Raw genomic sequence first — 18,096 nt, 5'->3', positions numbered from 1 at the left:
CTCAGGCCACCGGCCGGAGCCGCTCAAAAAAGCCGATTGAGGCCATCGTAGGCCGCTACCCGATAGGCTTCAGCCATGGTCGGGTAGTTGAACGTGGTGTTCACAAAATACTTGAGGGTATTTTGCTCGCCCGGCTGGTTCATGATGGCCTGGCCGATGTGCACGATCTCCGAAGCCTGGTAGCCGAAGCAATGCACGCCGAGCACTTCCAGGGTCTCGCGATGGAACAGGATCTTCAGCATGCCCTGGGGCTCGCCGGCGATCTGCGCACGCGCCATGCTCTTGAAGAACGCCTTGCCCACTTCGTAAGGCACCTTGGCCTTGGTCAGCTCGTGCTCGTTCTTGCCGATCGAGCTGATCTCGGGAATCGTGTAGATCCCGGTCGGTACGTCGTTCACGTAGCGCCAGCTGCCATTGTCGACAATGCTGCCAGCGGCCGAACGGCCCTGGTCATGTGCCGCACTGGCCAGGCTTGGCCAGCCGATCACGTCACCAGCGCCGTAAATGTTCGGCACGCAGGTGCGGTAGTTCTCATCCACTTCGATCTGGCCACGACTGTTGACCTTGACCCCGATGTTTTCCATGCCCAGCTTGTCGGTGTTGCCGGTACGACCGTTGCACCACAGCAAGGCGTCGGCCTTGATCTTCTTGCCGGATTTGAGGTGCAGAATCACACCGTTATCCAGGCCTTCGACCCGCTCGTACTCTTCGTTGTGGCGCACGGTGATGTTGTTGTTGCTGAAGTGGTAGCTCAACGCCTGGGAAATTTCCGAGTCGAGGAAGCTCAGCAACTGGTCGCGGTTATCCACCAGTTCCACCAATACACCCAGGCCGCTGAAGATCGAGGCGTATTCACAGCCAATCACGCCGGCGCCGTAGATGATCAGTTTGCGCGGGGTGTGGCCCAGGCTCAGGATGGTGTCGCTATCGTAGATACGCGGGTGGTGGAAATCGATGTCCGCCGGACGATACGGACGCGACCCGGTGGCAATGATGATGTGCTTGGCCACCAGCTTCTCGACCACACCGTTGGCGCAGACCACTTCGACGGTTTGCTCGTCGGCAAAACTGCCGGTGCCGAAGAACAGGTCGACGCGGTTACGGGCGTAGTAGCCGGTACGCGAAGCCACTTGTTTGGAGATGACTTTCTCGGCGCTCTTGAGCACGTCCGGGAACGAGAACCAGCGCGGCTCACCAATGGCCCGGAACATCGGGTTGGTGTTGAACTGCATGATCTGGCGGACCGAGTGACGCAAGGCCTTGGACGGGATGGTACCCAGGTGGGTGCAGTTACCGCCGACCTGGCGACGGCTATCGACCATCGCCACCTTGCGCCCTGCCTTCGCGGCGTTCATCGCCGCACCTTCTCCAGCCGGGCCGGAACCCAGTACCACCACGTCGTAGTTGTAGACAGCCATGCGTACTCCTCAGAACAGGCCAGGCGTACGGTTGGACGCCTGGCTAAATCATGCCGCGGCCAGCGGTCATGAAGGACAATTTGGCTCAAGTGTGTGAACCGGGGCACAGTCTATATAAGGGTCAACGCCGCGCACATTAACCCTTGGTCGCGTCGTAGGCCAGTCTTGCCATACTACATGACGCAAATCAGCGCCAATTTCAGGATGAGCCATTATGCGACAACTCTTTATCTGTTTGATGCTGATGATGTCGATCACGGCTCACGCCAATGACGCCGACCGACTCAAGCAGGCTGATTTCCCCGCACAGTTCGAGGGCCTGGCCCGCAAAAACCAGGCGGTGCTCACCTACCTGTGGGCCGATGTGTACGCTGCCGCGTTGTATGCCTCTGCGGATGTGAGCGCCAGACAGGCCTGGTCACAACAACAGGACCTGCGCCTTGTGCTGTATTACTTTCGCGACATCGACCGCAACGATGTGATAAAGGCCGCCACCGCGACGTTGGAGCGCCAGCAAGCCAGTGCTCGTTTGAAGCCTGAGCTGGATCAACTGCATGCGCGCTTTCGCAATATCCGCAGCGGGGATCGTTACGCCCTGGATTTTCGGTCGGGGCGCGGTTTGAACTTGGAGATCAATGGCCAGGTGGTGTTCAGCAGTCGAGATACTGAATTGGCGAAAGCCTATATGGGTATCTGGCTGGCGCCGAAGGGGTTGTCGGACAGCTTGCGCGGGCAGTTGCTCAATTGATGCGTCGGCTGAACGACCGCTATCGGTGGCAAGCCCCCGCCCACACTTGAATATATTCACAAATCAAACTGTGGGAGGGTGCTTGCCCCCGATGAGGCCCTCACAGACAACACAAAACCCACAGCCATAAAAAAGCCCCGAACCAGTCGGGGCTTTTTCATCTACTGCTGATGCTTAGCGCGGAAACGCAGGCGGGTTGACCCCGGCCATGTCTTCCATCACACGAACCACTTGGCAGCTGTAGCCGAACTCATTGTCGTACCACACGTACAGCACAACACGGTTGTCCTGGCTGATGGTTGCTTCGGCATCCACCACACCGGCGTGGCGCGAACCGACGAAGTCGGTGGATACCACTTCCTGGGAATTGACGAAGTCGATTTGCTTATGCAGATCGGAGTGCAGCGCCATGTAGCGCAGGTACTCGTTCATCTCTTCACGGCTGGCGGCAGTCTCAAGGTTCAGGTTGAGAATGGCCATCGACACGTTTGGCGTAGGAACGCGGATCGCGTTACCGGTCAACTTGCCGGCCAGCTCAGGCAGCGCCTTGGCAGCAGCGGTAGCAGCACCGGTCTCGGTGATAACCATGTTCAGCGCGGCGCTACGGCCACGGCGATCGCCTTTGTGGAAGTTGTCGATCAGGTTCTGGTCGTTGGTGTACGAGTGAACGGTTTCGACGTGACCGTTGACGATGCCGAACTTGTCGTTCACAGCCTTGAGCACCGGCACGATGGCGTTGGTGGTGCAGGAAGCGGCAGAGACGATCTTGTCGTCAGCGGTGATTTCACCGTGGTTGATGCCGTGCACGATGTTCTTCAGCTTGCCCTTGCCAGGCGCGGTCAGAACAACGCGATCAACACCAGGGCAAGCCAGGTGCTGGCCCAGGCCTTCGGCATCACGCCATACGCCGGTGTTGTCCACCAGCAGGGCGTCCTTGATGCCGTACTGGGTGTAATCCACCTCGGACGGGTTCTTCGCGTAGATCACCTGGATCAGGTTACCGTTGGCGGTGATGGTGTTGTTTTCTTCGTCAATGACGATGGTGCCGTTGAACGGACCGTGTACCGAGTCGCGGCGCAGCAGGCTGGCGCGTTTGGTCAGGTCGTTGTCGGCGCCTTTGCGCACAACAATGGCACGCAGGCGCAGGCCGTCGCCGCCACCGGTTTTTTCGATCAGGATACGCGCCAGCAGGCGGCCGATACGACCGAAGCCGTACAACACAACGTCAGTGCCTTTGCGGGCTGCTGCGTTTTGCTGGCCAACCACATCGGCCATTTCTTCACGCACGAACTGCTCGGCGGTGCGGCCGGCGCCTTCCTTGCGGAATTTGTACGCCAACTTGCCCAGGTCTACCGAGGCCGCGCCGAGCTTGAGCTCGCTCATGGCCTTGAGCAGTGGGAATGTTTCGTGGACGGAGAGTTCGCTGTCGTCGGCAGAGCGATGGCGCGCAAAGCGGTGCGCCTTGAGAATCGCGATGACGGACTGGTTGATCAGGCTGCGGCCATAGATCGAGCTCACCACATTGTTATTGCGGTACAGCTGACCGATAAGCGGGATCATCGCTTCTGCGAGTGCTTCACGGTCGATCCATTCACCAAGACACTGGTCGGGCTTCTGAGTCACGGGAACCTTCCACATGTAGGGGCTGAAAAAAGGGGCTACATTATGCCGCCCGACCGCCCTCGTCGCAATGCGCGCCAGCCAACAAAAAGTCCTTGCTAAAAAATACCGCCCCGCTGCAGCCCAGTAAATACGCGGGTTCCAGAAGGCCACTAGTTGGACGAGTCGTCCGACTTGTCCGTAACCCTCCTAAACATTCGCGCTTTTTGGCACTACATATTGAGTCAAAACACGCCATTGTTTGTCTTAGCCACTACATTTCCTACAAACCGTAATAGGCACAGTCAGCAACTGACAGGCGGCACCTTGGCCCGTTACAATTACCGACTTTGTCGCAACGCTTGGAGCTCAACCTTCCGTGCCCGTTCTGCGTCTACCGCTACTCCCTGCCGCGGCAGGTAAACAGCACTGGGGCAATCTGCCCGGTGCCGCCCTGAGCCTGGCCATTGCCGAGGCTGCCAGCGCAGCCAAGCGCTTTACCCTGCTGCTCACCGCCGACAGCCAAAGTGCCGAACGGTTGGAGCAGGAGCTGAGCTTCTTCGCCCCCGATTTGCCGGTGCTGCATTTTCCCGACTGGGAAACCCTGCCCTATGACCTGTTCTCACCGCACCAGGACATCATCTCCCAGCGCATCGCCAGCCTGTACCGTCTGCCGGAACTGGCCCACGGCGTGCTGGTGGTGCCGATTACCACGGCGCTGCATCGCCTGGCCCCGACCAAGTTCCTGCTGGGCAGCAGCCTGGTGCTGGATATCGGCCAGAAGCTCGACGTGGAACAGATGCGCACGCGCCTCGAAGCCAGCGGCTACCGCTGCGTGGACACGGTGTACGAGCACGGTGAGTTCGCGGTGCGCGGTGCGCTGATCGACCTGTTCCCGATGGGCAGCAAGTTGCCGTACCGCATCGACCTGTTCGATGACGAAATCGAGACCCTGCGCACCTTCGATCCGGAAAACCAACGCTCCATCGACAAGGTCGACTCGGTCAAGCTGCTGCCCGCACGGGAATTCCCGCTGCAAAAGGACGCGGTCACCCGCTTCAAGGCGCGCTTTCGTGAACGCTTCGATGTCGACTTCCGTCGCTGCCCGATCTTCCAGGACTTGAGCAGCGGGATTACCCCGGCCGGTATCGAGTACTACCTGCCGTTGTTCTTCGACGAAACCTCGACCCTGTTCGACTACCTGCCCCAGGACACCCAAGTGTTCTCGCTGCCGGGCATCGAGCAAGCCGCGGAAAACTTCTGGAACGACGTGCGCAACCGTTACGAAGAGCGCCGCGTCGACCCGTCCCGTCCACTATTGCCGCCGGCCGAGCTGTTCCTGCCGGTGGAAGACTGCTTCGCCCGCCTGAAAAACTGGCCGCGCGTGGTGGCCAGCCAGCAGGATGTGGAAGCCGGAAGCAGCCGTGAGCGCTTCCCGGCGGCAACGCTGCCGGACTTGGCGATTCAAGCCAAAGCCACGCAGCCCCTGGAGGCCTTGTCCAACTTCATCAGTGACTTCCCAGGCCGCGTGCTGTTTACCGCCGAGTCCGCCGGCCGCCGTGAAGTGCTGCTGGAGTTGTTGGAGCGCCTGAAGCTGCGGCCAAAAACCGTCGACAGCTGGCCGGATTTTGTAAAAGGCAAAGAGCGCCTGGCGATCACCATCGCCCCACTCGACGAAGGCCTGCTGCTGGATGACCCGGCGCTGGCGTTGATTGCCGAGAGCCCACTGTTCGGCCAGCGCGTGATGCAGCGTCGCCGTCGCGAAAAACGTGCCGACGCCAACAACGACGCAGTCATCAAAAACCTCACCGAACTGCGCGAAGGCGCACCGGTGGTGCACATCGACCACGGCGTGGGTCGCTACCTCGGCTTGCAGACCCTGGAGATCGATAACCAGGCCGCCGAATTCCTCACCATGGAATACGCCGAGGGCGCCAAGCTCTACGTGCCGGTCGCCAGCCTGCACCTGATTGCCCGCTACACCGGCAGCGACGACGCCCTGGCGCCGTTGCACCGCCTGGGCTCCGAGACCTGGCAGAAGGCCAAGCGCAAGGCTGCCGAGCAGGTTCGCGATGTTGCCGCCGAGCTGCTCGACATCTATGCCCGCCGCGCCGCCCGCGAAGGCTATGCCTTCGCCGACCCGAAAGCCGACTACGCCACCTTCAGCGCCGGCTTCGCGTTCGAAGAAACCCCGGACCAGCAAACCACCATCGAAGCCGTGCGCGCCGACATGCTCGCGCCCAAGCCGATGGACCGCCTGGTGTGTGGCGACGTGGGTTTCGGCAAGACCGAAGTGGCCATGCGCGCCGCCTTTATCGCCGTACACGGTGGCCGCCAGGTCGCGATCCTGGTGCCGACCACCCTGCTCGCCCAGCAGCACTACAACAGCTTCCGCGACCGCTTTGCCGACTGGCCGGTGACCGTCGAAGTGATGAGCCGCTTCAAGTCGGCCAAGGAAGTGAACGCTGCCGTCGCCGATTTGGCCGAAGGCAAGATCGACATCGTGATCGGCACGCACAAGCTGCTGTCGGACGACGTAAAGATCAAGAACCTGGGCCTGGTGATCATCGACGAAGAACACCGCTTCGGCGTGCGCCAGAAAGAGCAGCTCAAAGCCCTGCGCAGTGAAGTCGATATTCTTACGCTCACAGCAACGCCGATCCCACGCACGCTGAACATGGCGGTGTCGGGCATGCGCGACCTGTCGATCATCGCCACGCCGCCGGCGCGCCGCCTCTCGGTGCGCACCTTCGTCATGGAGCAGAACAAAAGCACGGTAAAAGAAGCCCTGCTGCGGGAATTGCTGCGCGGCGGCCAGGTGTATTACCTGCACAACGACGTGAAAACCATCGAGAAATGCGCCGCCGACCTCGCCGAACTGGTGCCGGAAGCGCGGATCGCCATCGGCCACGGGCAGATGCGCGAACGTGAACTCGAACAGGTGATGAGCGACTTCTATCACAAGCGCTTCAACGTGTTGATCGCCTCGACCATCATCGAGACCGGTATCGACGTGCCGAGCGCCAATACCATCATCATCGAGCGCGCCGATAAATTCGGCCTGGCGCAGTTGCACCAACTGCGTGGCCGCGTCGGTCGCAGTCACCACCAGGCCTACGCCTACCTGCTGACGCCGCCGCGCCAACAGATCACGTCCGACGCCGAAAAGCGCCTGGAAGCGATCGCCAACACCCAGGACCTCGGCGCCGGTTTTGTACTGGCCACCAACGACCTGGAAATCCGTGGCGCCGGCGAACTGCTGGGCGACGGCCAGAGCGGGCAGATCCAGGCAGTGGGTTTCACCCTCTATATGGAGATGCTCGAACGTGCGGTGAAAGCCATCCGCAAGGGCGAGCAACCGAACCTTGACCAACCCTTGGGCGGCGGTCCGGAAATCAACCTGCGCTTGCCGGCGTTGATTCCCGAAGACTACCTGCCGGACGTGCACGCACGGCTGATCCTGTACAAGCGCATCGCTTCGGCCACCGACGAAGAAGGCCTCAAGGACTTGCAGGTTGAGATGATCGACCGCTTCGGCCTGCTGCCGGAACCGACCAAGAACCTGGTGCGCCTGACCCTGCTTAAATTGCAGGCCGAGCAGCTCGGTATAAAGAAAGTCGACGCTGGGCCGCAGGGCGGGCGTATTGAGTTCGAAGCGCAGACGCCGGTAGACCCGTTGGTGCTGATCAAGCTGATCCAGGGCCAGCCCAACCGCTACAAGTTCGAAGGGGCTACGCTGTTCAAGTTCATGGTGCCGATGGAACGCGCCGAAGAACGCTTTAATACCCTGGAGGCGCTGTTTGAGCGCCTCATCCCGAAATCTGTTTGAAGGACGCCCCAATGCGCCTGTTCCGCATGCTGAGCTTGTTGTTGGTGGTCTTGGCGCCTTCGGCATTTGCCGACAGCCCCTACCAGGTAGAAATGATCCTGGTGCGCCAAAATGCGGAACCGGTGATCAACAGCCGCGCCGCGCCGGAAAACTGGGATGCCGGGGCCGTGCGCCTGGGCGATAAAATGAGCCCGCCGCGCCTGAACAACATCGTCGACAAGCTCAGCGCCGATAACAGCTACACCGTGCTGGCGCACAAGGCCTGGGAACAGAACCTCGGCGAACAACCGGTCAAAATCGCGATCACCGACGGCCAGGAACAGTTCGGCCAGTTCCCTATCGAGGGCACGCTGAACCTGCAACTGGGGCGTTTTACCGATATCGACGCGCAATTCTGGGTCAATCAGTTCGACAGCAACGGCAGCGTGATTGCCAGCGAGCACCTGAACCAGACCGACGTGCGCACCAAGAACAACCAGCTCAACTACCTGGATGGTGGTCACCTCGCACTGCTGATCAAGATCACTTCGCTGACCGCCAAGCCGCCCAGCGCACCCCCGCCTGACATTCAGGACTGATCCAGCGCCATGCCCCAGACGTCGTCGTTGACCAAACCCCTGGCCCCTTCGTGGGCCAATCGCTTCAAAGAGCAGAGCCTGGAGCGCGGGCGACGTTATGCGCTGGAGAATCGGGTACGCATCGTCGAATCCGGTGACAGCACCATCATCGCCAACTGCGAAGGCTCGGGCGGCAACGTTTACCGACAGACCATCTCGCTGCGCGAATCGGCCAAGGGCTCGCTGATCCTGGTGGACAGCCGCTGCACCTGCCCGGTGCATACCAATTGCAAACATATCGCCGCCGTCTTGCTCAAGGTCCAGGAAACCCTGGCCTACCCGGCCGCCGCCCAGGATGCCGAGCTGCTGGAGAAGCTCCAGGCTGTGCTGGACAACCGCGTGGTGTTACCGCAGGTGGTGATGGAAGACGTGCTGCCGATCCCGCGCCTGTGGCTGGCGAGTGTCGAGTTCAGTGCGTTCGAACCGCGCAACGGCAGGATGCAGCGCTATATCCAGCACCGTGCGGCGCTGTCGTTCAACTACTTGGGCCACTATGTCAGCGGGCAAAAGAACGCCGACATTATCGTACGCCAGGAAACCCAGAGCCTGCGCATCAAGCGCCACCCGGGGCTGGAACAACCCTATCGCGAACAACTGCGCCTGCTGGGCTTCAAGATCGCCACACGCCAGAGCAAGGCACTGCCGGAAAGCGCTGGCGAGCTGTTCGAGATGGTCAATGACAGTGCCTGGCTGAACTTCACCCTCAACGTTTCGCCCACTTTGCGCACCGAAGGTTGGGAGTTGCAGATCGATGAGGATTTCGGTTTCGACCTGAGCACGGTGGACGACTGGTACGCCACCGTCGACGAAGGGCCGGAGCGCGACTGGTTTGACCTGGAACTGGGGATCATCGTCAACGGTGAACGGCTGAGCCTGTTGCCGATTCTGCTGAACCTGATGCGCTCTCACACCGAGATTCTCAACCCGGAGAAACTCGCACGCCGTCGCGATGACGAACTGATCCTGGTGAACATTCCTGGCCTGCCCAACGGCCACGGCCCACTGCAAGTGGCATTGCCTTACGGACGCCTGAAGCCAGTACTGGCGACGCTTGGCGAGTTTTACCTACAGGAAGCCGGCACCACCACGCTGCGCCTGGCCAAGGCCGATGCGATTCGGTTGAACCCGCTGGAAGACCTGCCGCTGCAATGGGAAGGCGGTGAGAAGATCCGCAACTTTGCCCAACGTCTGCGGGATATCAAGGACTTCACCTGCGTCGCGCCCGAAGGCTTGAACGCGACTTTGCGCCCGTACCAGCTGGAAGGCCTGAGCTGGATGCAGTCGCTGCGCCAGCTGGACGTCGGCGGGATTCTTGCGGATGACATGGGCCTAGGCAAAACCCTACAGACCTTGGCGCATATCCTCAGCGAAAAGATCGCCGGGCGCCTGGATCGACCGTGCATGGTGGTGATGCCCACCAGCCTGATTCCTAACTGGCTCGACGAGGCAGCCCACTTCACTCCGCAACTCAGGGTGCAAGCCCTGTACGGCGCGACACGTAAGAAACATTTCGCCAATCTGCAGGAATATGACCTGCTGCTTACCACGTACGCGCTGCTGCCAAAGGACATCGACACCCTCGCTGCCCTGCCCTTGCATGTGCTGATCCTCGACGAAGCCCAATACATCAAGAACCCGTCGAGCAAAGCGGCCCAGGCAGCGCGTGAGTTGAATGCACGACAGCGCCTGTGCCTGAGTGGCACGCCGCTGGAAAATCATCTGGGCGAGCTGTGGTCGCTGTTCCACTTCCTGCTGCCGGGCTGGCTGGGCGACGTAAAAAGCTTCAACCGTGACTACCGCGTGCCCATCGAAAAGCGCGCCAGCGAAGTGCGATTGCAGCATCTCAACGGTCGGATAAAACCCTTCCTGCTGCGCCGCACCAAGGAACAAGTGGCGACAGAATTGCCGCCCAAGACCGAAATCATCCACTGGGTCGACCTCAACGAAGCCCAGCGCGATGTGTACGAAACCATGCGCCTGGCCATGGACAAGAAGGTCCGCGACGAGATCACCCGCAAAGGTGTGGCGCGCAGCCAGATCATCATCCTTGAAGCGCTGCTCAAGCTGCGCCAGGTGTGCTGCGACTTGCGCCTGGTCAACGACGCCACCCTGCCCGCCCGTGGCAGCAGCTCGGGCAAGCTCGACAGCCTGCTGGACATGCTCGACGAGCTGTTTGCCGAAGGCCGGCGGATCCTGCTGTTTTCCCAGTTCACCTCGATGCTGAGCCTGATCGAAGTCGAACTGAAAAAGCGCGGCATTGCCTACGCACTGCTCACCGGCCAAACCCGGGATCGGCGCACGCCGGTGAAGGACTTCCAGAGCGGCAAGTTGCAGATTTTTCTGATCAGTTTGAAGGCCGGCGGTGTAGGCCTGAACCTCACAGAAGCAGACACGGTGATCCACTACGACCCGTGGTGGAACCCCGCAACGGAAAACCAGGCGACCGACCGTGCGTATCGCATCGGGCAAGAGAAGCCGGTGTTCGTCTACAAGATGATTGCCCGAGGCACGGTGGAAGAGAAAATCCAGCACCTGCAAAAAGAAAAGTCCGATCTGGCGGCGGGTGTGCTGGATGGACGAACCACCGGGGATTGGCAGTTGGGCAACGAGGATATTGAAGCGTTGTTTGCGCCGCTGCCCAATAAGCAAGAGAAGCGCTGACTGGCGGATCGCCATCGGGGGCAAGCCCCCCACATACAAATGTGAGAGGGGGCTTGCCCCCGATAGAAGCGACTCAGTCTTCAGTCGATCAGCTGGGCATCCCGCAACGCCCTAAGCGCTGCCAACCAGCGCGGATCCTGCTTGTACTCCGCCGAAGCAATCCCTTGCCCGCGCATCCGCGCAATACGGGCAGACGGTGTGACCTTCATCCGCTGCGCCGCAGTCAGAGCAAGCTCGGCTGCTGCACGATCATTGCACACCAGCCCCATGTCACAACCGGCCGTCAATGCCGCTTCGATACGACTGGCCGCATCGCCAACCACATGGGCACCAGCCATGGACAGGTCATCGCTGAAAATCACGCCGTCAAATTGCAGCTCGCCGCGCAGGATGTCCTGCAACCATCGGCGCGAGAAGCCGGCGGGCTGGGCGTCAACCTGTGGGTAGATGACGTGCGCCGGCATCACTGCTGCCAACTGCTTGCTCAGGCGTGCGAAAGGCACCAGGTCATTGGCGCGAATCTGTTCCAGGCTGCGTTCGTCATTGGGAATGGCGACGTGGGAATCGGCCTCAGCCCAACCATGACCCGGAAAGTGCTTGCCCGTGGCGGCCATACCGGCGCTGTTCATGCCACGAATAAAGGCGCCCGCGAGCACGGCGGCACGCTCGGGATCGCCCTCGAAGGAACGGGTGCCGACCACGGCGCTGCGCTGGTAGTCCAGGTCGAGTACCGGGGCGAAACTCAGGTCCAGGCCGACGGCAAGCACTTCCGTGGCCATGACCCAGCCGCACTGCTCGGCGAGGTATTCAGCGTTGGAGTTGTCCGCCAGTGCGCGCATGGCCGGCAGGCGCACAAATCCCTGGCGCAGGCGCTGTACACGACCGCCTTCCTGATCGACGGCCAGCAGCAGGTCTGGGCGCACGGCACGAATCGCCGCACTCAACTCCCGCACCTGGCGCGGGTGCTCGATATTGCGCGCAAAAATGATCAGGCCGCCCACTTCAGGCTGGCGCAACAAGTGGCGATCCTCGGCCGTCAGCCAGGTACCGGCAACGTCGACCATCAAAGAACCTTGCAGGGCAGCAGTCATAAACCTTCCTTAAATAACGCAAACAACCCGTTGCCCTTGCTTCACGCGATAAGCGCAGCAAGCACAACGGGTTGCGAGTAAATAGCTGAATTCGACATGGCGGCTAGCTTAGCGGATGCAAGCTGCCGCGCACACCCGGCACCGTCAAACCTTGGCGGGGGCTGGTGCAGATTTGCTGCGTGGGCGCAGTTGCGCGGCGGCCATGCCAGGGTCGGTCACGCCGGTCTCGGCGCGCATGCCGGCGGCGAGAAACGGCACCATCAGGCGCATGACCTGTTCGATGGAGGTGTTAACGCCGAAATCGGTCTCGGCAATCGCACGCAATGCCTTGATCCCGGACATGCTGAACGCTGCCGCACCGAGCATGAAGTGCACGCGCCAGAACAGTTCGATAGGAGGAATACGCGGCGCCGCTTCGTTGACCAGCAACATGTAGCGACGGAAAACCTTGCCGTACATGTCTTCCAGGTAGCGCCGCAAGTGGCCTTGGCTCTGGCTGAACGCCAGGCCTAGAAGCCGCATGAAGATCGACAGGTCGTTACCGCTGCGAGGCTGAACCACCAGGGCCTGCTCGACGAGGATCTCCAGCAGCTCTTCGAGGCTGGGTTTGTGGTCGGCCTTGGCTTGACGACGCTCAAGTTCACGATCGAGACTGGCGCAGAACGGCCCCAGGAAGCGCGAGAACACCGCCTGGATCAGGGCTTTTTTCGAGCCGAAATGGTAGTTCACGGCAGCGAGGTTGACCCCGGCCTTGCTGGTGATCAGCCGCAATGAAGTTTCAGCAAATCCTTTTTCCGCGAACAATTGCTCGGCAGCATCGAGAATGCGTTCAACGGTTTCCGACTGGGCCATGACTACTCCGCCTGACAAACACTTGTTTGAAACATACGTTTCAGGGTGTGTCTTGTCAAGCCTGCGGGTTCGCTTTCCGGCCGGGTAGTCATCTATTTCATCACTATTTAATCACATCCTTACGGGTCTGTAGGCAGCGCTATCTCTGCGCTGTAGGAAGGATGGCGAACGACCGTCCAGCGGAGGCGAACAAAAGGATGATTGCCAAGCGCAGTCCACTGTATATAATCCCAGTCACTGTATAAAAAGACAGAGCGATCAACATGCTAAAACTGACGCCACGCCAAGCTGAGATTCTGGCTTTTATCAAGCGCTGCCTCGATGACAACGGCTACCCGCCGACACGAGCCGAAATTGCGCTGGAACTGGGGTTCAAGTCCCCAAATGCCGCTGAAGAACACCTCAAGGCCCTCGCTCGCAAAGGCGCGATCGAGATGACGCCCGGTGCCTCGCGCGGTATTCGTATCCCTGGCTTCGAAGCCAAGGCCGACGAATCGACACTCCCGATCATCGGCCGTGTTGCCGCTGGTGCGCCGATCCTGGCACAGCAGCACGTCGAGGAGTCCTGCAACATCAACCCCACCTTCTTCCATCCGCGTGCCGACTACCTGTTGCGGGTACACGGCATGAGCATGAAAGACGTGGGCATCTTTGATGGCGACCTGCTGGCCGTCCACACCACCCGCGAAGCCCGTAATGGCCAGATCGTCGTCGCTCGCATCGGCGATGAAGTCACCGTTAAACGCTTCAAGCGCGAAGGCAGCAAGGTCTGGCTCATGGCTGAGAACCCTGAGTTCGCTCCAATTGAAGTGAACCTGAAAGATCAGGACCTGGTGATCGAAGGCTTGAGCGTCGGCGTCATTCGCCGCTAGAGGAGGCACCATGCAGCTCATACACACCCCACAACACACTCAACTGTCGCTGTTCGAGGCCTTTATGGCCCAACCCCTTTCGCCCATTCTCAAGGAAACGGTCGAGGCGCCCTGGAGCGCCGAACCCGAGGCGTTCAGTGAACTGTCGTTGCGCGGTGCGGCTGGGAGCTGCCTGAGCCTATTGGCGCCGATTCTTCGTGATCTGAGCGAAGAGCAGGATGCACGCTGGCTGACCCTGATCGCCCCACCCGCCAGCCTGACCCAGGCCTGGCTACGGGACGCCGGTCTTAACCGTGAGCGTATCCTGCTGCTACAACCGCGTGGTGCGCAAAGTGCGCAGCAGTTGACATGTGAGGCGTTACGCCTGGGTCGTAGTCATACGGTGGTGAGCTGGCTGAACCCGCTGAATGCGGCAGCCAAGCAGCAATTGGTCAGCGCAGCACGCACGGGCGATGCACAGAGTTTGAATATTCGATTGGGATAAAAGGCCAGGCCTTATAAGGGAACGGAGCGGGCTTCTGTGGTGAGCATGCTCATTATGGTGAGCCCGCTCACCACAGAAGCCCGCTCACCACAACAGCGAATCCACATTCAGTGGAGAACCCGCGAACCATCCTCTTTTTCCGGTTCGCCTTCCGCCAGGCGGCCAGCCATCTGCACGCCCACGCTTAACATGGCTTTTGCCACTTCCACATGTTGGCCTTGCAGGAACGCTTTTGCGTCCTCAGAAAAATCCAGGATAACCAGAGAACCCTCGTCCTCAGCCCGGCGCAGCTCGATTCGGCCGTCAGGCAACTCAACAATTTCCAGAAAGGACGTCGGCATAAAAGTCTGTTCTCCACCAAAGGCCGGGATTATATCAGTCATCCTCCCAGCCTCGTTGAGGTTCTGGCGAGGTTTCTTTACAGCTTGATGAACGGTGCTTTCTGCGCCCGCCCAAGCTTCAACACTCGTTCAGGCCTTCACGAAAGCGCAGCGCCATCTTTTTCAGCTCCTGACGCCAGCCTTCCAACTCTTCCCGGCTCAGCGGCTTCGGCTCGTCCTCTTCCAGCGCAATTGCCACGATCAACGGCTGAGTCACATCCCCCTTAGGTACGTGGGGAACACGCGGCGGCTGGAACATATCGGCATGGGCCTTGAGCAGGCGCGCCACCCAGCTGTCCGGGCTCTGGGCCATTTCTACCAGTTCCGACAGTTCAGGAATCGCCATGCTCTCCAGCACTTCACGGTTCATGATCATTTCCGCACGGGGCGAACCGGCCTGTGGCAAACGGTAGAAGCCAGCGATTTCATGACACAGCCCCAGCAACGCGCCGTACAGGTGAAATAAAGCTGCTTCACGCCCCGCCTGGACCAACGCGATAGCATTCATCTCCTTCCCTTCCTCGGCACGGCCAAGGGCTTCCAGGGACAAACCCGCGAAGTAAATTTTCTGATTGGTACGGGTATAGAGTTCGTTGGCCATGACGGCAAATCTCCACAACGAATAGGCGTGATGCTGGCTCAACAGTGTCACGGATCAGCCGAGTCGACTGCAAGTGCCATGTACGGCTGCTTACGTGAGAAGGAACTTCACTTACACAAACACGCCGATGCAAATGTGGGAGGGGGCTTGCTCCCGATAGAGGTCTATCAGCCGACATGTGTATGACTGATGCACCGCTATCGGGGGCAAGCCCCCTCCCACATTGGATCTTCGGCGTATTCGGCGGATCAAGCGCCCTGGCGCTTGTCTTCGACCTTCCACTTGCCGCCGTCGTAGAACGCTTTCCAGCCAGTAGGCTTGCCGTCCACTTCGGTCTGCACGTACTGCTCCTTGGTCTTGCGGCTGTAGCGGATCACGGCTGGACGACCATCCGGGTCCTTCTTCGGCGCTTCACACAGGAAGTGGTACTTAGGATCGATCTCGTCCTTGTGCGGCACGATCTCCAGCACCAGCGGCGCACGGGTCTCGCGGTTTTTCGGGAACTGGCTCGCTGCCAGGAACAACCCCGAGGCGCCGTCACGCAGGATATAAGTGTCGTTGACCTTCTCGCACTTGAGTTCAGGCATCTTCACCGGGTCCATCTTCGGCGGCGCTGCGTCACCGCTTTTCAGCAGTTTGCGGGTGTTCTTGCAGGTCGGATTGGTGCAGCCGAAGAACTTGCCGAAACGGCCGGTCTTGAGCTGCATCTCGCTGCCGCACTTGTCGCATTCCAGGCTCGGACCTTCGTAGCCCTTGATGCGGTAAGTGCCCTCTTCGATCTCGTAGCCGTTGCAATCCGGGTTATTACCGCAGATGTGCAACTTGTGCTTCTCGTCCAGCAGGTAGGCGTCCATCGCCGTGCTGCAGATCGGGCAACGGTGCTTGCCACGCAATACCAGCGACTCGGATTCACCCTCGTCGTCGGCGGCGATTTCATCACCAGGGACCAGGTTGACCGTGGCCTTGCAGCGCTCTTTCGGCGGCAGGCTGTAGCCCGAGCAACCGAGGAACACGCCGGTGGACGCGGTACGAATCTGCATCGGACGGCCACAGGTCTGGCACGGGATGTCAGTCATCACCGGCTGGTTGGCACGCATGCCGCTCTCAGGGCTTTCAGCTACCTCAAGTTTCTTCTTGAAGTCGCCGTAGAACTCGTCGAGTACGTTTTTCCAGTCGCGTTCGCCCTGGGCCACGTCATCGAGGTTCTCTTCCATGCCGGCGGTAAAGCCGTAGTCCATCAGGTTGGAGAAGCTCTCGGACAGGCGCTCAGTCACGATGTCGCCCATCTTTTCCGAATAGAAACGACGGTTATGCAGCGCCACATAGCCACGGTCCTGGATGGTCGAGATGATCGCCGCATAGGTCGAAGGACGGCCGATACCGCGCTTTTCCATCTCCTTGACCAGGCTGGCTTCCGAATAACGCGCCGGCGGCTTGGTGAAGTGCTGGGACGGGTCGAGCTTGATCAGCTTCAACGTGTCGCCCTGGGCCATGTCCGGCAACACATCGTCGTCACCCGGCTTGGCGATTTGCGGCATTACGCGGGTGTAACCGTCGAACTTGAGGATACGGCCCTTGGCACGCAGCTCGAAGTCACCAGCACCCACGCTGACGGTCGTCGACAGGTATTGCGCCGGCAGCATCTGGCAGGCCAGGAACTGGCGCCAGATCAGCTCGTAGAGGCGCTCAGCGTCGCGCTCCATGCCGCTCAGCTTGCTTGGCTCGGTGTTGGCATCGGAAGGACGAATCGCTTCGTGAGCCTCCTGGGCGCCTTCCTTGCTGCTGTAGACGTTCGGCTTTTCCGGCAGGTACTTCTTGCCGAACTCGCTTTCAATATACGTGCGCGCCATCGCCACCGCGTCTTGCGACAGGTTGGTGGAGTCAGTACGCATATAAGTGATGTAGCCGGCTTCGTACAGACGCTGGGCCATCATCATGGTTTTCTTCACACCAAAGCCCAGGCGGTTGCTCGCGGCCTGTTGCAGGGTGGAAGTAATGAAGGGTGCCGACGGCTTGCTGCTGGTCGGTTTGTCTTCGCGCTTGACGATGCTGTAGCTGGACGCCTTGAGCTTTTCCAGCGCGGCCATGGCCTGGGCTTCGTTCAGCGGCTTGAAGGCTTCGCCTTTCTCGCGGGCCACTTCAAAACGGACGTTGTTGCCCTTGGCAGTACCGAGGTCGGCGTGGACTTCCCAATATTCCTCAGGGTTGAACGCACGGATCTCGCGCTCACGCTCCACCACCAGCTTGACCGCTACCGATTGCACACGGCCGGCGGACAGGCCACGGGCGATCTTCGCCCACAGCAGCGGCGAGACCATGTAACCCACGACGCGGTCGAGGAAACGACGGGCCTGTTGGGCGTTGACGCGGTCAATATCCAGTTCACCTGGCTTGGAGAAGGCTTCCTGGATGGCTTTCTTGGTGATTTCGTTGAACACCACACGCTTGTAGCGGCTGTCGTCACCGCCAATGGCTTCCCGCAGGTGCCAGGCAATGGCTTCCCCTTCGCGGTCCAAGTCCGTTGCGAGATAGATGGTGTCAGCATCCTTGGCGAGCCGGCGCAGCTCTTCGATGACCTTTTCCTTGCCCGGAAGGATTTCGTACTTGGCCTTCCAGCCATGATCCGGGTCCACACCCATGCGCGAGACCAGCTGCTTGCGCGCTTTCTCTTTTGGCGTGAGCACCGGGCCTTCGCCCGCAGCCGCCTTGCCGCGCTTGGCGGCAGGCTCCTTGCTGGCGCTAGCCGAACCGCTGGTGGGCAGGTCTCGGATATGGCCGATACTCGACTTCACCACGTACTCGTTACCCAAGTACTTGTTGATGGTCTTGGCCTTAGCCGGGGATTCCACAATGACCAGCGATTTGCCCATGGATCGGAAAATTCCTGAATTCGAGAAGTGAAAGGCAGTTGGCGCCTGACGCGGCAACGCTATATATAGTGGCA

The 18,096-nt window shown here is 60.2% G+C and carries 13 protein-coding genes; 6 read left to right on the top strand and 7 right to left on the bottom strand.

Features of this window, described 5'->3' with window-relative positions:
* Positions 1-23: 23 nt before the first annotated feature.
* Positions 24-1,418: a Si-specific NAD(P)(+) transhydrogenase gene (gene sthA / locus DNK50_RS11530; RefSeq protein WP_003189670.1), complete on the bottom strand. Its 1,395-nt coding sequence runs from the start codon at positions 1,416-1,418 to the stop codon at positions 24-26.
* Between the two features lie 214 nt (positions 1,419-1,632).
* Here sthA and DNK50_RS11525 point away from each other — a divergent pair, with 214 nt between their 5' ends.
* Positions 1,633-2,166 (top strand): chalcone isomerase family protein, encoded by a 534-nt coding sequence (locus DNK50_RS11525; RefSeq protein ID WP_099587423.1) that lies wholly within the window; start codon positions 1,633-1,635, stop codon positions 2,164-2,166.
* 174 nt (positions 2,167-2,340) lie between these two features.
* On the opposite strand, the gene DNK50_RS11520 is transcribed toward DNK50_RS11525, so the two are convergent.
* Positions 2,341-3,804 (bottom strand): glyceraldehyde-3-phosphate dehydrogenase, encoded by a 1,464-nt coding sequence (locus tag DNK50_RS11520; protein WP_099587424.1) that lies wholly within the window; start codon positions 3,802-3,804, stop codon positions 2,341-2,343.
* Positions 3,805-4,144: 340 nt separating this feature from the next.
* On the opposite strand from DNK50_RS11520, the gene mfd reads away from it, so the two are divergent.
* Genes mfd through DNK50_RS11505 form a run of 3 tightly spaced genes read left to right on the top strand, consistent with a single transcriptional unit; the run spans position 4,145 to position 10,872 of the window.
* Positions 4,145-7,594 (top strand): transcription-repair coupling factor, encoded by a 3,450-nt coding sequence (gene mfd / locus DNK50_RS11515; protein WP_112194096.1) that lies wholly within the window; start codon positions 4,145-4,147, stop codon positions 7,592-7,594.
* A gap of 11 nt (positions 7,595-7,605) precedes the next feature.
* On the top strand, positions 7,606-8,172 hold the full coding sequence (locus DNK50_RS11510; RefSeq protein WP_099587426.1) for a CsiV family protein: 567 nt from the start codon (positions 7,606-7,608) through the stop codon (positions 8,170-8,172).
* Positions 8,173-8,181: 9 nt separating this feature from the next.
* Complete coding sequence (locus tag DNK50_RS11505) at positions 8,182-10,872, top strand: DEAD/DEAH box helicase (RefSeq protein ID WP_112194095.1); 2,691 nt, start codon at positions 8,182-8,184, stop codon at positions 10,870-10,872.
* 80 nt (positions 10,873-10,952) lie between these two features.
* Here the strand turns inward: DNK50_RS11505 and nagZ are convergent, their stop codons facing one another.
* Together nagZ and DNK50_RS11495 are read right to left on the bottom strand one after the other, a co-directional pair.
* The gene (nagZ, locus tag DNK50_RS11500) at positions 10,953-11,963 is read right to left on the bottom strand and encodes a beta-N-acetylhexosaminidase (RefSeq protein WP_099587428.1); all 1,011 of its coding nucleotides are present in this window, start codon (positions 11,961-11,963) and stop codon (positions 10,953-10,955) included.
* 144 nt (positions 11,964-12,107) lie between these two features.
* Complete coding sequence (locus DNK50_RS11495) at positions 12,108-12,815, bottom strand: TetR/AcrR family transcriptional regulator (RefSeq protein WP_099587429.1); 708 nt, start codon at positions 12,813-12,815, stop codon at positions 12,108-12,110.
* A 263-nt stretch (positions 12,816-13,078) separates the two neighbouring features.
* On the opposite strand from DNK50_RS11495, the gene lexA reads away from it, so the two are divergent.
* Positions 13,079-13,687 (top strand): transcriptional repressor LexA, encoded by a 609-nt coding sequence (gene lexA / locus DNK50_RS11490; protein ID WP_017137423.1) that lies wholly within the window; start codon positions 13,079-13,081, stop codon positions 13,685-13,687.
* Between the two features lie 10 nt (positions 13,688-13,697).
* Positions 13,698-14,171, top strand: a complete 474-nt coding sequence (gene sulA, locus DNK50_RS11485) for an SOS-induced cell division inhibitor SulA (protein ID WP_099587430.1) — start codon at positions 13,698-13,700, stop codon at positions 14,169-14,171.
* A 107-nt stretch (positions 14,172-14,278) separates the two neighbouring features.
* Here the strand turns inward: sulA and DNK50_RS11480 are convergent, their stop codons facing one another.
* The 3 genes from DNK50_RS11480 to topA form a co-directional block, all read right to left on the bottom strand.
* On the bottom strand, positions 14,279-14,512 hold the full coding sequence (locus DNK50_RS11480) for a hypothetical protein (protein ID WP_032889274.1): 234 nt from the start codon (positions 14,510-14,512) through the stop codon (positions 14,279-14,281).
* Positions 14,513-14,630: 118 nt separating this feature from the next.
* Complete coding sequence (locus DNK50_RS11475) at positions 14,631-15,152, bottom strand: DUF6586 family protein (RefSeq protein WP_099587431.1); 522 nt, start codon at positions 15,150-15,152, stop codon at positions 14,631-14,633.
* 248 nt (positions 15,153-15,400) lie between these two features.
* Positions 15,401-18,022, bottom strand: a complete 2,622-nt coding sequence (gene topA, locus DNK50_RS11470) for a type I DNA topoisomerase (RefSeq protein ID WP_095184112.1) — start codon at positions 18,020-18,022, stop codon at positions 15,401-15,403.
* Positions 18,023-18,096 lie beyond the last annotated feature (74 nt).

It is taken from the genome of Pseudomonas sp. LG1E9 (assembly GCF_003290225.1).
In the GTDB taxonomy this organism is placed as follows: Bacteria; Pseudomonadota; Gammaproteobacteria; order Pseudomonadales; family Pseudomonadaceae; genus Aquipseudomonas; species Aquipseudomonas cyclaminis.
Note: the sequence above shows the minus strand (reverse complement) of the source record. Positions and strands in the feature narration are given on the sequence as shown.

Coding starts and splice junctions, on each gene's coding strand:
- sulA (WP_099587430.1), top strand. CDS start 13,698: ATGCAGCTCATACACACCCCACAACACACTCAACTGTCGCTGTTCGAG.
- DNK50_RS11520 (WP_099587424.1), bottom strand. CDS start 3,804: ATGTGGAAGGTTCCCGTGACTCAGAAGCCCGACCAGTGTCTTGGTGAA.
- DNK50_RS11525 (WP_099587423.1), top strand. CDS start 1,633: ATGCGACAACTCTTTATCTGTTTGATGCTGATGATGTCGATCACGGCT.
- DNK50_RS11495 (WP_099587429.1), bottom strand. CDS start 12,815: ATGGCCCAGTCGGAAACCGTTGAACGCATTCTCGATGCTGCCGAGCAA.
- topA (WP_095184112.1), bottom strand. CDS start 18,022: ATGGGCAAATCGCTGGTCATTGTGGAATCCCCGGCTAAGGCCAAGACC.
- DNK50_RS11475 (WP_099587431.1), bottom strand. CDS start 15,152: ATGGCCAACGAACTCTATACCCGTACCAATCAGAAAATTTACTTCGCG.
- DNK50_RS11480 (WP_032889274.1), bottom strand. CDS start 14,512: ATGCCGACGTCCTTTCTGGAAATTGTTGAGTTGCCTGACGGCCGAATC.
- lexA (WP_017137423.1), top strand. CDS start 13,079: ATGCTAAAACTGACGCCACGCCAAGCTGAGATTCTGGCTTTTATCAAG.
- DNK50_RS11510 (WP_099587426.1), top strand. CDS start 7,606: ATGCGCCTGTTCCGCATGCTGAGCTTGTTGTTGGTGGTCTTGGCGCCT.
- sthA (WP_003189670.1), bottom strand. CDS start 1,418: ATGGCTGTCTACAACTACGACGTGGTGGTACTGGGTTCCGGCCCGGCT.
- DNK50_RS11505 (WP_112194095.1), top strand. CDS start 8,182: ATGCCCCAGACGTCGTCGTTGACCAAACCCCTGGCCCCTTCGTGGGCC.
- nagZ (WP_099587428.1), bottom strand. CDS start 11,963: ATGACTGCTGCCCTGCAAGGTTCTTTGATGGTCGACGTTGCCGGTACC.